This window comes from Uniformispora flossi (assembly GCF_049534875.1).
Classification (GTDB): domain Bacteria; phylum Actinomycetota; class Actinomycetes; order Streptomycetales; family Streptomycetaceae; genus Yinghuangia; species Yinghuangia aomiensis.
The window spans coordinates 66,547-81,094 of sequence record NZ_JBMULZ010000025.1 but is presented as its reverse complement, the minus strand read 5'-3'; the positions used below and the strand labels follow the sequence as shown (position 1 = coordinate 81,094).

Sequence of the window (14,548 nt, the reverse complement as noted above, 5' to 3'; positions counted from 1 at the left end):
CCGGAGACGCCCGGCCCGGAGACCAGGAGGGACGCGATGCCGCACGCCGAAGCCGAGCCGCCGACCATCGTGGTGATGGGCGTCTCGGGCACCGGCAAGACCACGGTGGCCCGGCTCCTCGCCGAGCGGCTGGGCGTCCCGTTCGCCGACGCGGACGACTTCCACCCGCGCGCCAACATCGTCAAGATGTCCGCAGGTATCCCGCTCGACGACGCCGACCGGCGGCCCTGGCTGCAGTCCATCGGCCGCAAAGTCCGCGACTGCCGCGCCGCGGGCACCGGCTGCGTCATCGCCTGCTCGGCGCTGAAACGCAGCTACCGCGACATCCTCCGCGACGTCTGCCCCGGCATCTGGTTCGTGCACCCGACCGCGCCCCGCGACGTGCTCGCCGCCCGGATCGCCCGCCGCACCGACCACTTCATGCCCGTCTCGCTGCTCGACTCCCAGCTCACCGAACTCGAACCCCTCGGACCGGACGAGCACGGCGTCACCCTCGACGCCGGACCGCCCCTCGACGTCCTCGTCACGAAGGCCCTGCAGGCCTTGCCGTACCGGCCTCCGCCGCCCGCGCCAGCTTGACCAGCATCGCCCGGTTGCGCAGGTTGACCGCCCACTCGATCGGCAACCCGTGCATCCGCCCGCCCAGGCCGCGCAGCGGATGCCAGTCGAACACCACCAGCGTGTCCGCACCCCACGGGATCAGCCGGATCGCGATCCGCGCCGCCCCGAAAGGCGACGCCTGCGCTTCGAGCTCCAGACGGCGCACCGGCTCGCTGATCCGCACCGTGCACGTGTCCTCCAACGAGACCGGCCCCGCACCCACGCGCACCCGCAGGTGCGCGCCCGCCCGCGGCCACTCCGGCTCCACGTACGTGATCCGCTGCGCCCCGCTCACCCACTCCGCGTAGCGGTAGCCGTCGGCGAGCAGGTCCCAGACCGTGCGGGGCGGGCATTCGATCAGCTGGTGGCAGCGCGCCATGGGGCGGCTCCTTCCGCGTCGGACGGCCGGGGTTTCCCTCCAGGGTTCGCCGGGTCGCACGCCCGCGCACGTCGGCGAAATCCCACGTCACGTGCCCATTGCCTTCTCCGAAGAACCATGGGAATGTCCCCAAAGGCTTTGGGAAAGAGTTGTGGGAACGGCTCGGCCGGCACCACCGTGAGCACCTGATGGAGGCGACGTGACCGGGGTTGACGTGCGTACCGGAGGCGGGGAAGCGGCCGCGGCGCCGCCCGCGACGATGGCGGAGATCCTGCTCGCCCGCCGTGGCGACCAGGCCCCCGGCCTGCTGCACGAAGACCAGGTCTGGACGTGGGACGAGGTCGTCGGCGAAGCCGCCGCCCGCGCCGCGGCCGCCGCGGAACTGCGCCCGGCCGGGGGCCCGGCCGAGGGGCCGGCGCATATCGGCGTGCTGCTGGACAACGTGCCCGAATACCTGTTCTGGCTCGGCGGCGCCGCGCTCGCCCAGACCGCGCTGGTCGGCATCAACCCGACCCGGCGCGGCGAGGAACTGGCGGCCGACATCGCGTTCACCGACATCGCCGTGGTGATCACCGACGACGCCGGGGCGGAGATCCTCAAGGAATGCGGCACCGACGTGCCCGTCCTGTCCGTCGAGTCCGCCGAGTACGCGGCGCTCCTCGCCCGCCACACCGGTGCCGAGCCGCCCGCCGGCCCGTTCGACCCGCAGGCGCTCTACCTGCTCCTCTTCACCTCCGGCACGAGCGGCGGCGCGTCCAAGGCGGTGCGGTTCTCGCAGGGCAAGCTCGCCCGGTCCGCGCCGCACGTCGCCAAGCTGCACGGCATCGGCCGCGACGACGTCTGCTACTGCCCGATGCCGCTGTTCCACGGCAACGCCCTGATGGTGGTGTGGCACCCGACCATGGTCAGCGGCGCGCGCATGGTGCTGCCGCGCAAGTTCTCCGCGTCGAAGTTCCTCGACGACGTACGCCGCCACAAGGCCACGTTCTTCAGCTACGTCGGCAAGGCCATCACCTACGTCCTCGCGCAGCCGGAGACCCCGTACGACGGCGACAACGCGCTGGTCCGGGCCTTCGGCAACGAGGCGTCCGCCGCCGACATCCGCGAGTTCCGGCGCCGCTTCGGCTGCGAACTCGTCGAGGGCTACGGCTCCAGCGAAGGCGGCGTCGTCCTCGCCCGCACCCCCGAAACCCCCGACGGCGCCCTCGGCATACCCACGATCGGCGACGTCGCCGTCGTCGACCCGGTGACCCGCGAGGAATGCCCCCGCGCCCGCTTCGGCCCGGACGGGCAGTTCCTCAACGCCGCCGAAGCCATCGGCGAACTCGTCAACCGCGAGGGGGCCCCCGGCTTCGAGGGCTACTACAAGAACGAAGAAGCCATGGCCGAACGCCTGCGCGACGGCTGGTTCTGGTCCAACGACCTCGCCTACGTCGACGAGGACGGCTGGTTCTGGTACGCCGGACGCGCCGCCGACTGGCTGCGCGTCGACGGCGAGAACTTCCCCGCCGTGCCCGTCGAACGCGTCCTCGTCCGGCACCCCGACATCATGCTCGCCGCCGTCTTCCCGGTCCCCGACCCGCGCACCGGCGACGAGGTCATGGCCGCGCTCGAACTGCGCGACGGCACCCGCCTGGACCCCGCCGCACTCCCGGAGTTCTTCGCCGCGCAGACCGACATGGGCACCAAGTGGCTGCCGCGCTACCTGCGCGTCGTCGACGTCATGCCGTTCACCGGATCCAACAAGGTCCTCAAGAAGGAACTGCGTGCCGAAGCCTGGGCCCGGCCCGGGACCGACACCGTCTACTGGCGGCCGGACCCCCGCTCGGACACCTTCCGGCCGATGGACGAAGCGGACCGCGACGCGCTCGCCGCACAACTGCGCGCACACGGCCGCGGCCACCTGATGGGCTGGTGAGCACGGACCCCCGTCCGTGTGCGATCTTGGGGCGGACGCCGCCGGGGAACCCGCCCGGTGGCACCGGCGTGCGGAGGAGGCCCGATGGCGGGCGGTGAGCGGCTCGACCGCACGGCGGTGATCACCGCCGCCGCGCGGCTCGCCGACACGGATGGGGTCGGCGCGCTGACCCTCTCCCGGCTCGCCCGCGCCCTCGACCGGCACGTGGCATCGCTCTACACGCACGTCAAAGGCATCGACGGGCTGTACCGCGACGTCGCGCTGCTCACCCAGCGCGAACTCGGCGCCCGGCTCTGGCAGGCCGCCGTGGGACGCTCCGGGCCCGACGCGATCCTCGCGCTCGCCGAGGCCTACCGCGGCTACGTCGTCCGATACCCCGGCCGCTACGAAGTGCTGGTCCGCTACCACCACCCCGCCGACGACGAGGAGTTCCAGGCCAACGCGCAGTACGTCGCGGAACCCATCCGCGCCTCGCTGCGCTCGTTCGGCCTGGGCCCCGCCGAAGTGTCGTCCGCACTCCAAGTGTTCAGTGCTTCGATCCGCGGCCTGTGCCTCAACGAGTCGGTCGGCTTCCACGGCGACAAGCGGCAGGGTCCGGAACACACCCTGCGGCAGTTCGTCGCCCTGTTCACGACCGGACTGGCAAGCGGTACATGGCCGGTGGCGAAGGACGCCGATCCGGCGGACTGACCGCCTTTCCGGCGCGGCCGGCACGAGTGCGGCGGGAGCCCGGCGCGAGACCAGCCCGAGGGAAGTCCCTCTGCGGTGATCGCCGAGGCTGCGTATATTCGCCGGGACCGACGGGCGACGGCCGGTGTTGCCCGCGCGATTCGGGGAGTACGGCGCATGCCGGAAGAGTTTCATGACACGGCACGTGCCGCCGCCGCGAACGTGGCGCGGGCGATGGGAACGGACGCGTGGCCCCGGCTGCGCCCGGCACTCCTGGAGCTGCTGGCCCGCCACGGCACCGACCCGGCCGCGGCCGACTGGGCGGACGGCTTCGCCGACATGATCGCCAACGCGCGGGGGGCGGAGCAGAACAGCCTCCGGGACGCGGTGTACGCGCGGTGCGAGACGACCTTCACGAGTCTGCTGGCGGCCCGGCCGGAGGCGGCGGGGGAGCTGGCCTGGCTCGCCGGGTCCGGGGCGTCGGCCGGCGGGCCGGGGTCGGCGCCGGCCGCGGGACCACCGGCGGGGACGCCCGGGGCGCCGGGGGCGCCGAACTTCGCGAAGCCGCCGGAGCAGGTGCCCGCGCCGGGTGGGTCGTACGGGCCGCCGCCGGTCGCCGCTGCGCCGCCGGTCGCGTCGCAGCCCCAGTTCCCGCCGCAGCCGCAACCGCAGCCCCAGCCGCAGTTCCCGTCGCAGCCTTTCGCCGCGCCGCCGCCTCCGCCCGGTCCGCCGGGCCCGCCGCCCGGTCCGGCCGGGTATCCGGGGGCGCCGGGGGCGTTCCCGCAGCAGCCCGGTCCGTACCCGGCGCCGCCGCAGCCTGCCGGCGCCTACCCGTCGGGCCCGTACCCGGGCGCTCCGGGCGCCCCGACCGGCGCGCGCAACAACAACAAGCTCGTCCTCGGCGGCATCCTCGCGGTCGCCGTGATCGTCGGCGGGGTCTTCGGCGGCATCGCCCTGTTCGGCGGCGATGACGACGACAGCGGCAACGCCTCCGGACCCGGTGCGACCGGCCCGGCGAAGCCCGGGGGCTCGGACGGCTCCGGCGGCGAGGTCGAAGGGCCGTGGATCGGCACGTACTCCAACCAGAAGCCGGTCAAGGCGAACGGGCCCGTGTCGGTCGTCCTCACCCAGGACGGCGACGAAATCACCGGCGATCTGCAACTCGAAGCCCCCGGCTGCGACTTCACCGGTCCGGTCACCGGCAAGGTGAAGGGCTCGAAGATCACCCTCGAGTCCGGCCCCGACACGGCCTACCGCATCCAGATGGAAGGCACCGTCTCCGGCGACCGGATGTCCGGCAGCTACACCACGACCTGCGAGAACGCGTCCGGGACCTGGAAGGCCGACAAGGGCTGACCGGTCGGCGATTCACCCGCCTGCCGGGTGGGTTGCGCGTGCCCCCGGCGGACGTGTCGGTTCATGCTGGCCGGGTATCCGTCGGCGGGCCGGCCGGGCCGCGGGGCCCGCAACCAGGAGGCGACACCGGTTCATGCGTGTGGATCTGAGCGGCAAGACGGCCTTGGTCACCGGCTCCAGCCGGGGGATCGGCTTGGCCATCGCCACCGAACTGGCACGCGCCGGGGCCCGGGTCGCGGTCAACGGCCGCCGTGCCGATGCCGTGGACGCGGCGATCGCCAAGGTCCGCGAGGCCGTGCCCGACGCCGACACGGTCGCCGCAACCGCCGATGTGGCCACCGCCGAGGGAGCAGCCGAGCTGGCCCGGCTGCTCCCCGACGTCGACATCCTCGTCAACAACCTCGGCATCTTCGGCGCGGTTCCGCCGCTGGAGATCACCGACGCGCAGTGGCGGGAGTACTTCGACGTCAACGTCCTCGCCGCCGTGCGCCTGACCCGCACCGCCCTGCCCGGCATGACCGCACGCGGGTGGGGGCGGATCCAGTACATCGTCAGCGACTCCGCGGTGGTCATCCCCGCCGAGATGATCCACTACGGCATGTCCAAGACCGCGCTGCTGGCGGTCTCCCGCGGCTTCGCGAAGACCGCCGCCGGGACCGGTGTCACCGTCAACGCCGTCGTCGCGGGCCCGACGCACACGCCCGGCGTGGAGGACTTCGTCTACCAGCTGGTCGACCGCGACCTGCCGTGGGAGGAGGCGCAACGCGAGTTCATGCGCCTCCACCGCCCGCAGTCGCTCTTGCAACGACTCATCGAGCCCGAGGAGATCGCCCACATGGTGGTCTACCTCAGTTCCCCATACGCCTCGGCGACCACCGGCGGCGCGCTCCGCGTCGACGGCGGCTACGTGGACGCGATCCTGCCGTAGGCCGTGCCGGCGACCCGGCCCGAACGTTTCCTCGGCTTGCCAGGCCCGCACGGGCCTCGTCGTCGTGCGCCGCGCCGGGCACCGCGACCACGGTGGTCGGCAGCACTGCCGGTCAGTCCGAGCGCGGGGAGGATACGTCGCACCGTCGTCTCCTGTCGTCAAGACGCGGAAGGGGTCGGCCGAGTCAATCCGCGGCAGACGACGCGGCCTGCCGGCCGAGTCGGCCGACTGATGAACCTCGGGAGAACGTACGGACGTTGGAGCGAGGAGTCGGCCGCCCCGCGCGCCGGCTTGCGACGATATGTGCCTTCCCGCCGTATCCGGCCTCGGTATGCGCCAATCCCGGCCGCGCCTTGCCACCCCGGTGTGGTGGCGGGCATCGGACACGTGATGTGGATAGATTCATCCCTGTTTGTCTGATCCGGCGGCCGGCACGGCCGACGACGTGAGGAGACGCGTGGGCAGGGACGACGTGCTGCGCATGGAGGACATCACCGTCGTCGACCCCAAGACCGTCGACACAGCGGTCCGCGCCACCATGCTCGGCAACGCCATGGAGTGGTACGACTTCGGCATCTACGCCTACATGGCCGTCACCATCGGCCACGTTTTCTTCCCGTCCGGCAACGACACCGCGCAAGTGCTGTCGTCGTTCGCCACCTTCGCCGCCGCCTTCGTCGTCCGCCCGCTCGGCGGCTTCTTCTTCGGACCGCTCGGCGACCGCATCGGCCGCAAAAAAGTCCTCGCGACCACGATGCTGATGATGGCCGGCGGCACCCTCAGCATCGGACTGATCCCCAGCTACGCCACCATCGGCTTCGTCGCACCCATCCTGCTGGTGCTGTTCCGCATGGTCCAAGGCTTCTCCGCCGGCGGCGAGTACGGCGGCGCCAGCACCTTCATCGCCGAATACGCCCCCGACAAACGCCGCGGCTTCTACGGCAGCTACCTCGAATTCGGCACCCTCATCGGCTACATCAGCGCCGCGAGCCTGGTCACCCTGCTGAAGGCCCTCCTCGACGACAGCCAGATGGAAGGCTGGGGCTGGCGCATCCCGTTCCTGCTCGCCGCGCCGATCGGCATCGTCGGCCTCTACCTGCGGCTCCGCCTGGAAGAATCGCCCGCGTTCACCAAGGCTCTGGAGGAACACGCGGCGGCGGGCGGCGCCAAGGGACAGCGCGCCGACGCGGAACGCGGCGCGGAGGTACCCGACAAGAACCTCGACGCGGGCTCGTTCGCCGAATTCCGCCGCATGTTCGCCGAGCAGCGCAAACCCATGCTGCTGTGCGTCGCGCTGGTCGCCGCGTACAACATCAACGACTACATGCTGCTGTCCTACATGCCGACCTATCTGTCGGACACCTTGGACTACGACGAGACCCACGGCCTCCTGCAGATCGTCGTGGTCATGCTCGTCCTCCTCGCCGTCATCCACCCGCTCGGCGCCTACACCGACCGCATCGGGCGGCGCCCCGTCGTCATCGCCGGGTGTGTCGGCTTCATCGTGCTGTCCGTACCGTGCTTCGCACTCATCCAGAACGGCGGCCTGGTCACCATCTTCCTCGGGCTGCTCATCCTCGGACTCGTCCTCGTGTGCTTCCTCGCCACGATGTCCGCCGCGCTGCCCGCGCTCTTCCCCACCGAGATCCGCGCGGGCGCCCTGTCGGTGTCGTTCAACATCTCGGTGTCCGCCTTCGGCGGCACGACACCGTTCGTCGCCGAGGCGCTGGTCAGCGGAACCGGCAACAACTACACACCCGCGTTCTACATGATGTTCGCCGCAGCGGTCGGCCTCGTCGCCGCGTGGATGATGGAGGAGACCGCCGGCCAACCGCTCATGGGCTCGCATCCGTCGGTCGCGACGGACGAGGAGGCCCGCGAACTCGTGGCGACGGCACAGGAGTAGCCCGTATCCGGTCCGAGGCAGACCGCCGTTCCGCAGCGCGAAACGGAACCCGCCCCCTCGCTATGATGGAAGCCCCGTCCACGCGAGGAGTGCGCTGTGCCCGGAGCCGTCGACGCCGACACCGAGGAAACCACCGGCAAGTCGATCGCCGCCGTCGAACGCGCCATCGACGTCCTGCTGCTGTTCGGCCGCAGCGGCCGCCCCGACCTCGGCGTCACCGAGATCGCCCAGGAACTCGGCATCACCAAAGGCGCCGTGCACCGCATCCTCACCGCGCTGCGCAGCCGCCGCCTCGTCGCCGCCGACCCGGCCACCCGCCGCTACGCCCTCGGGCCGGCCGCCGTCGCTCTCGGCCGCGCGTATCTGGCCCGCACCGACCTGCGGATGACGGCCGCTCCCGAACTCCGCGCGCTGGCCGCGGAACGCGGCGAAACCGCGACCCTGTCGGTACGGCGCGGGGACACCCGGATCTACGTCGACCAGGTCGTGCCCGCCAGCGAGTTGCGCATAGAGGTCGCCATCGGCAGCCCGTACCCGCTGCACGCGGGCGCGTCGTCGAAGGCGATCCTGGCGTTCCTGTCCGACGCGGAAATCGACGCCTACCTCGACCGGTCCCGCCTCGAAGCCCTCACCGCCCGCACGGTCACCAATGCGGCCGCGCTGCGCAAGGAAATCGCGCTGATCCGCAAGCGCGGCTACGCGACCTCGGCCGGCGAACGCCAAGAAGGAGCCGCGGCCGTCGCCGCCCCGGTGCTGGACCACGACGGCGGCGTCATCGCGGTGGTGAGCCTGGCCGGACCGCAGTTCCGCTTCCGGCAGCGGCTGACCGAGTGCGCGCCGAGCGTCCTGCAGGCCGCCCGGCGGCTGTCCGCCGAATTCGGCTACGGGCTCGCCGACGCCGACTGACCGCGCGCGAACCCGACCGGCACCGGGCAGTCGGTGACGATGCGCGTGTCCAGGAACTCCCACCAGTCATCCTGGCTCACCCGCTCCGACTCCCAACCGGTGTCGGCCTTCAGACCGGACAGCGCCTTGCGGTACGCGCCCCACGCCGCCTCGTCGTCGAACGCGGCCCAGTTCTCCAGCACGTACACGTCACCGATCACGCTGTAGTACCAGCGGACTTCGCGCACCATCGGCAGGTCGCGGTAGAACCATCGCTCGCGTTCCTCCAGCCACGCCCAGAATTCCTTCTGGTTGCGGCGCGACCGCTCGGTCATCTTCATGCGGTAGACGAGATAGATCACCGGCCGAACTCCCCAGCGTGCGGCGATGGTTCGATCCCGGCATGCTATGACCGCGGAACACGGTTCCACAACAAGGAACAGGCCTGGGCGTGACCGGCCTTCCGCGCGTCGGCCTGCCGCGCGGGCTCCATCCATCGAAAGGTTGATATTCGCCTGCATCCTTCGATCCCGGCGGCACCATCCCGCGCGCGATGTGCATCCTTTCCGGCCCGGCGAGAGTGGAGACACGCTCACCCCCGGCGGTGAGTCCGCCCCCTGCGTCTGGAGGATTCCGCGTCGTGTTCGTCGCCCTGCGAGACCTGCGCTCGGCCCGCGGCCGGTTCGCGTTGATGACGCTCGTCGTCGTCCTCATCACGGCGCTGGTGGTGCTGCTGTCCGGCCTCACCGCGGGCCTCGGCCGGGAGAACACCTCGGCGATCGACGGCCTCAACGCCGACCGGCTCGCCTTCTCCGACACCGACGGCGGCATCTCCTTCGGTGCCTCGTCGGTACGCGAGCAGACCTGGCAGGACTGGGCCCGGCAGCCCGGTGTGGATTCCGCGTCGCCGCTCGGCATCGCCATGACCCGCCTCGGCGCCGACGGCCGCACCGCGGGCGCGGCCGCGTTCGGCATCGACCCGGCCGGCCCCCTCGCCCCCGACGGCGCCCGCCCGGCCCCGGGCAGCGTCGTCCTGTCCCGGCCGCTGGCCGACGACCTGCACGTCACGACCGGCGACACCATCGCGCTCGGCCCCACCGGAAACGTCCGCGTCGGCGCCGTGGTGAGCGGCGCGTCGTTCAGCCACGCGCCCGTCGTGTGGACGGCCTTGTCCGACTGGCAACCGCTGATGCCGGGACCGCGCGCCCCGGAAGGCCTCCAGGCCACCGTCGTCGCCCTCGACCTGGGCAAGGGCGCCGACCTCGCGGCGGGCGACACCGCGCTGCACACCGACACCGTGACGAAGTCGGACGCGCGCACCGCCATCGGTTCGTACACCTCCGAGAACGGCTCGCTGCAGCTCATGCGGGGCTTCCTCTTCGCCATCTCGGCCCTGGTCATCGGCGCGTTCTTCACCGTGTGGACAGTGCAGCGCTCCGGCGACATCGCCGTCCTCAAGGCCCTCGGCGCCTCCACCGGCTACCTGGTCCGCGACGCCCTCGGCCAAGCCGCCGTCGTCCTGGCCGCGGGGACGGCTGTGGGCACCGGCATCGCGGCGATCGGCGGACGGATCGCGGAGAACACCGTGCCGTTCGTCATCGACGCGGGGACGACCGTGCTGCCCGCCGCCATCATGATCGCCCTCGGCCTCGCCGGCGCCGCGCTGGCCGTCCGCCGCGTCACCTCCGTCGACCCCCTGATCGCCCTGGGAAGTGCCCGATGAGCCTCCGCCTGACCGGCGTCACCCTCACCTACCCGGACGGCGACCGCCGCCTCACCGCCCTCGACGACGTCAGCCTCGACGTCCCCGCCGGCACCTTCGCCGCAGTCGTCGGCCCCTCCGGCTCCGGCAAATCCAGCCTCCTCGCCGTCGCCGCAACGCTGATCACGCCCGACAGCGGCGACGTCGACATCGCCGGCATGCCAGTCCGCGCCCTGCGCCCCGCCGAACGCGCCGCGCTGCGCCGCCGCAGCCTGGGGATCGTCTTCCAGCAGCCCAACCTGCTCGGCTCCCTGACCGCCCGCGAACAACTCCAGGTCATGGCCCACATGGACGGCCGCTCCCCGCGGCAGGCGAAGACGAAGGCCGCGGAACTCCTCGACGCGGTCGGCCTCGCCGACCTGGCCGACCGCCACCCCCAGCGGATGTCCGGCGGCCAGCGCCAGCGCGTGAACATCGCCCGCGCGCTGATGAACGACCCGGTGGTGCTCTTGGTCGACGAGCCCACCAGCGCCTTGGACCACGAACGCGGCACAGCTGTTGTGGAACTGCTGGCACGGCTGACCCGCGAGCGCGGCACGTCCACGGTGATGGTGACGCACGACCGGAGCCAGTTGACACACACGGACGCGGCGTACGAGATGGTGGACGGGCGGCTGGCGACGGCTTCGGGGACGGCATCGGGGGCGTCGTCGTCGGCTTCGCCGACGGGGGAGTGGACGGGGGAGCAGAGGGGGAGCAGACGGGGGTGCGTAGCTGAGGCAGGATAGGCCTGGGCCTGGGCGTGGGGTGCCGGCTGCGTGTTGCGGCGAGGCGAAGCGACCGGTGTTCGAGCCGACCTTCGAACGCGGTGTCGCTCATGCGAGAACGGGTGCGTGACGTTTTCGGCTGCCGTTCGTTGGCGGAACAAAAGGAGCCTCGCAAGCCGGCCGGAACGGGTCTGCCGCGGGGGCAATGGTGCCGGGCTGGTCGTTGGTGTTGGGGGCTGTGTACCAGACGTCGGTTTCCCGACCCCGGTTTCCCGGGCCCGGTTTCCCGACCCCGGTTTCCCGACCCCAGCTTCCCGGGCCCGGTTTCCCGACCCCAGCTTCCCCGACCCCGGTTCGCGCCCCGTCCCCCTTACATCCCGTCCCCGTCCCACCTCCCCAGCGACCGGCTGCGCACCGGCAGCGTGGAGATGATCGGCGGGACCGGCCGACTCACGCCGCGCTGCCACGGCCGCCCCGCGCCGCGGTTGTGGCGCCTGCCGTCCGTGCGCTCGTCCTCGTGCTCCAGCGTGTCGGGGGTCGGCCAGCCCAGCGCGTCGTGTGTCGGCACGTGGGCGTCGTCGTGGGCGTGGTCGTGGTTGTGCCCAAGGCCCCCGTCCTGCGCGTGCTCGGCCCCGTCCCCGTGTGTGTGGCCGGCCGCCTCCCGGTCCCCGTGCGCGTGGCCACCCGCGCCCCCGGCCGCCTCCCGGTCCCCGTGCGCGTGGCCACCCGCGCCCCCGGCCGCCTCCCCGTCCCCGTGCGCATGACCGCCCCCGCCCCCGCCATGCCCCTCCCCGAGCCGTGCCAAATCGAACGCCCTCGCCATCGCCACCAGGCTTTGGTCCGCCCCCGTGCCGTGCTGCGCATAGTCGGTGTCCGGAGCGCCCTGTTCCTTCTGGTAGTTCAGCGCCTTGTGCAGGACCCCCAGGTCCTCGTCCGACCGCCAGCTCGCGCCGCCCGCCAGGTCGTGCGACGAGTACGACCACGTCATCCGGCCGCCGTTGGGCCCGTAGTTGACCGCGTCGCCGCCCCAGCGCACCCACTCGTTCTGCGTGTACCAGTTCTCCAGCTCGCCGTCGGAGCGCATCAGCCACGTCGTGCCGCCCTCCATCGCGACGAAGTGGCCGTGCTTGACGCGCGCCGGGCGGAAAAAATACGTGCCGGGGTCCAAGTCGCCGAAGTTGTAGGACATCTTCCCCTCGGTCGTGTACGCCTCCTCGTAGCAGGGGTGGTGCGCCAGCCGGTGGTCCGCCCACCCCTCCTGCGCGTACACCAGCCGCGTATAGAACCCGCTGACCGGGTCGATGTGCAGGTACTTCACGAACAGCCCCGGCATCGGCCCCGCGTTCGGCACCGCGATCCACTCCATGCCCGCGCTGTCGTGCACGGTGACGTCCTCGCGGGCCGCCCGCGCCCACCGCGGCGCGGCAAGCGAGTCGACCGGGTCAAAGCCCGCGTCGCCGTACTCGCGGTAGTGCAGGATCCGGGTGCCCTCCGCGAACCGCACCGCATCCGTCGGCACGCCCCGCGGCGCTTGCACGTATCCGCCTTTGCCGATCACCCGGTCCCCGTACCGCATTTCGCCGTCGAGGACGTAGTACTCGGTGTCGGCATGGTGGATGCCCGGTCCGCGCCCCCAGTCGGTGTGGAAGTCGATGCGGAGCGACGACGACCCGTCCTCCTCGTCGACGGACAGCCGGCGTTCGCTCGCCCGCCCCTCGCCGGCCACCAACTCCGCGGCGTGCCAGATGTAGTCCGTTTCCTGGATGGTCTCCACGTGGGGTCGCATTGGACATCCTCACCCGGTAGAAATGTTCCGATAGACGGGACGTCGTTCCAATCTTGTGCATCCATGACGGTAGGCCGCCACCCTGCGGGAGGACAAGAGTGGGCATCAGCTTCGGGGGTGCGCCCCTGACGATCGTCGACGGCGTCCGCGGTTTCGCCGCCGCCCAGCCGGACACCCCCGCCGTCCGGGACGGCAATCGCATCCTCACCTACCGCGAACTCGACTGCCGGGCCAGCCGCTTGGCAAATGCCCTCACCGAGACAGGCGCCTCGCCCGGCGCCCGCGTGGCCGTCCTCCTCGGCAACCGGCTGGAGTACTGCGAGATCGCCGCCGGGATCGCCAAAGCCGGCCTGGTCATGGTCCCGCTCAACCCGCGGCTCGCCGAAGCCGAAGTCCGCTACATCCTCGGCCACTCCGGCAGCACCGTGCTCATCGCCGACGACACCGCGGCCGCGGCGGTCGCCCCAGCCGTGACCGGGATCGCCACAACGCTGACCATCGACGGCACCCGCCACGGCGACCCCTACGAAGCCGCCCTGTCCGCCGCCCCCGACACCGACCCCGCCCACCCCCTCGCCGAACACGAGCCCTTCTGCATCGCCTACACCTCCGGAACCACCGGAAACCCCAAGGGCGTTGTCATCTCGCACCGCTCCCGCGCGCTGACCTTCCACATGAGCGCCCTCGAATGGAACCTCGGCATAGGCCGCCGCTCGCTGGCCGTCGCGCCGATGTACCACGGCGCCGGATTCGCCTTCGGCTACGCCCCCGTGCACACCGGCGGCACCGTCTCGATGCTCCGCGCCTGGGACCCGCAAGGCTGCCTCGCCGCGATCGAACGCGACCGCATCCAGTCCCTGTTCCTCGTCCCGACCCACGCGCACATGCTCCGCGCCCTGGGCGCCAAGGCCATCGCCGGATACGACCTCACCAGCCTCGACACCGTCTTCTTCAACGCCGCCGCCTTGCCCGCCCCGCTCAAAGCCTGGGTGCTCGCCGCCTTCCCCGGCGTCGGCGTCCACGAGCTGTACGGCTCCACCGAGTCCGGCATCATCACGAACCTGCGCCCGGCGGACGCTCGCCGCAAGACCGGATCGGTCGGCCACCCGTGGTTCCACACCGAGATCCGGATCGTCGACGCCGAGGGCGCCCCGGTCGCCCCGAACGAGCCCGGTGAGCTGTTCAGCCGCTCGCCGTACCTCATGAACGGCTACCTCGACGACGCCCCGGCCACCGAAGCGTGTACCACCGACGACGGCTTCCTCACCTGCGGCGACATCGCCATCCGCGACGCCGAGGGCTACATCTACCTCGTCGACCGCAAGAAGGACGTCGTCATCACCGGCGGCAGCAACGTGTACCCGCGCGAGGTCGAGGACGCCGCCCGCGCGCACCCCGCCGTCGACGACATCGCCGTCGTCGGTCTGCCCGACGAGAAATGGGGCGAGAAGGTCGCCGCCGTCGTCGTCCTCGCACCGGGCACGACCTTGGACGGCGACGAGCTGGTCGCATTCCTGCGCCCGCTGCTCGCCGGCTACAAACTTCCCCGCCACGTCGCCATCGCCGCCGCCTTGCCCCGCAACGCCGCCGGCAAAGTCCTCAAGCGCGAGCTGCGGGCCCGGCTCATCGACGAAAGCCGACGCCCGTAGACG

Annotated in this window: 13 protein-coding genes; 10 read left to right on the top strand and 3 right to left on the bottom strand. The window is 71.9% G+C overall.

Translation table 11 applies throughout. The annotated features are described in order from the left end of the window. Positions 1 to 36: 36 nt before the first annotated feature. Complete coding sequence (locus ACPA54_RS35090) at positions 37 to 579, top strand: gluconokinase (RefSeq protein WP_423535992.1); 543 nt, start codon at positions 37 to 39, stop codon at positions 577 to 579. On the opposite strand, the gene ACPA54_RS35085 is transcribed toward ACPA54_RS35090, so the two are convergent. Beyond that, positions 524 to 979 carry an SRPBCC family protein gene (locus tag ACPA54_RS35085; protein ID WP_423535990.1) on the bottom strand — a complete coding sequence of 152 codons (456 nt, stop codon included), beginning with the start codon at positions 977 to 979 and terminating at the stop codon, positions 524 to 526. The two genes, ACPA54_RS35090 and ACPA54_RS35085, sit on opposite strands and share 56 nt — an antisense overlap. 199 nt (positions 980 to 1,178) lie before the next feature. Between ACPA54_RS35085 and ACPA54_RS35080 the strand changes: the two genes are divergently transcribed. From ACPA54_RS35080 to ACPA54_RS35055, 6 genes are all read left to right on the top strand, one after another. Further along, positions 1,179 to 2,897 carry an AMP-binding protein gene (locus tag ACPA54_RS35080; RefSeq protein ID WP_423535988.1) on the top strand — a complete coding sequence of 573 codons (1,719 nt, stop codon included), beginning with the start codon at positions 1,179 to 1,181 and terminating at the stop codon, positions 2,895 to 2,897. A gap of 84 nt (positions 2,898 to 2,981) precedes the next feature. Further along, positions 2,982 to 3,587, top strand: a complete 606-nt coding sequence (locus ACPA54_RS35075; protein WP_423535986.1) for a TetR/AcrR family transcriptional regulator — start codon at positions 2,982 to 2,984, stop codon at positions 3,585 to 3,587. 156 nt (positions 3,588 to 3,743) lie between these two features. Further along, positions 3,744 to 4,922 (top strand): hypothetical protein, encoded by a 1,179-nt coding sequence (locus ACPA54_RS35070; RefSeq protein WP_423535984.1) that lies wholly within the window; start codon positions 3,744 to 3,746, stop codon positions 4,920 to 4,922. A 133-nt stretch (positions 4,923 to 5,055) separates the two neighbouring features. Then, on the top strand, positions 5,056 to 5,850 hold the full coding sequence (locus ACPA54_RS35065; RefSeq protein ID WP_423535982.1) for an SDR family NAD(P)-dependent oxidoreductase: 795 nt from the start codon (positions 5,056 to 5,058) through the stop codon (positions 5,848 to 5,850). A gap of 400 nt (positions 5,851 to 6,250) precedes the next feature. After that, a complete protein-coding gene (locus ACPA54_RS35060; RefSeq protein ID WP_423536045.1) occupies positions 6,251 to 7,756 on the top strand; it encodes an MFS transporter in 1,506 nt (501 codons plus the stop codon). A 96-nt stretch (positions 7,757 to 7,852) separates the two neighbouring features. After that, the gene (locus tag ACPA54_RS35055; RefSeq protein WP_423535981.1) at positions 7,853 to 8,662 is read left to right on the top strand and encodes an IclR family transcriptional regulator; all 810 of its coding nucleotides are present in this window, start codon (positions 7,853 to 7,855) and stop codon (positions 8,660 to 8,662) included. Here the strand turns inward: ACPA54_RS35055 and ACPA54_RS35050 are convergent. Next, complete coding sequence (locus ACPA54_RS35050; RefSeq protein WP_423535980.1) at positions 8,638 to 9,003, bottom strand: hypothetical protein; 366 nt, start codon at positions 9,001 to 9,003, stop codon at positions 8,638 to 8,640. The genes ACPA54_RS35055 and ACPA54_RS35050 overlap by 25 nt on opposite strands. 278 nt (positions 9,004 to 9,281) lie before the next feature. Between ACPA54_RS35050 and ACPA54_RS35045 the strand changes: the two genes are divergently transcribed. Continuing rightward, a complete protein-coding gene (locus ACPA54_RS35045) occupies positions 9,282 to 10,364 on the top strand; it encodes an ABC transporter permease (protein ID WP_423535978.1) in 1,083 nt (360 codons plus the stop codon). Further along, a complete protein-coding gene (locus ACPA54_RS35040) occupies positions 10,361 to 11,131 on the top strand; it encodes an ABC transporter ATP-binding protein (RefSeq protein ID WP_423535977.1) in 771 nt (256 codons plus the stop codon). Before ACPA54_RS35045 ends, ACPA54_RS35040 begins: the two co-directional genes overlap by 4 nt. A 349-nt stretch (positions 11,132 to 11,480) precedes the next feature. On the opposite strand, the gene ACPA54_RS35035 is transcribed toward ACPA54_RS35040, so the two are convergent. Then, entirely contained in the window at positions 11,481 to 12,896 is a 1,416-nt protein-coding gene (locus ACPA54_RS35035; protein ID WP_423535975.1) for a DUF4437 domain-containing protein, read from the bottom strand. A gap of 98 nt (positions 12,897 to 12,994) precedes the next feature. Between ACPA54_RS35035 and ACPA54_RS35030 the strand changes: the two genes are divergently transcribed. Then, on the top strand, positions 12,995 to 14,545 hold the full coding sequence (locus ACPA54_RS35030) for a class I adenylate-forming enzyme family protein (protein ID WP_423535973.1): 1,551 nt from the start codon (positions 12,995 to 12,997) through the stop codon (positions 14,543 to 14,545). Positions 14,546 to 14,548 lie beyond the last annotated feature (3 nt).

Coding starts and splice junctions, on each gene's coding strand:
- ACPA54_RS35070 (WP_423535984.1), top strand. CDS start 3,744: ATGCCGGAAGAGTTTCATGACACGGCACGTGCCGCCGCCGCGAACGTG.
- ACPA54_RS35085 (WP_423535990.1), bottom strand. CDS start 979: ATGGCGCGCTGCCACCAGCTGATCGAATGCCCGCCCCGCACGGTCTGG.
- ACPA54_RS35075 (WP_423535986.1), top strand. CDS start 2,982: ATGGCGGGCGGTGAGCGGCTCGACCGCACGGCGGTGATCACCGCCGCC.
- ACPA54_RS35065 (WP_423535982.1), top strand. CDS start 5,056: ATGCGTGTGGATCTGAGCGGCAAGACGGCCTTGGTCACCGGCTCCAGC.
- ACPA54_RS35090 (WP_423535992.1), top strand. CDS start 37: ATGCCGCACGCCGAAGCCGAGCCGCCGACCATCGTGGTGATGGGCGTC.
- ACPA54_RS35035 (WP_423535975.1), bottom strand. CDS start 12,896: ATGCGACCCCACGTGGAGACCATCCAGGAAACGGACTACATCTGGCAC.
- ACPA54_RS35040 (WP_423535977.1), top strand. CDS start 10,361: ATGAGCCTCCGCCTGACCGGCGTCACCCTCACCTACCCGGACGGCGAC.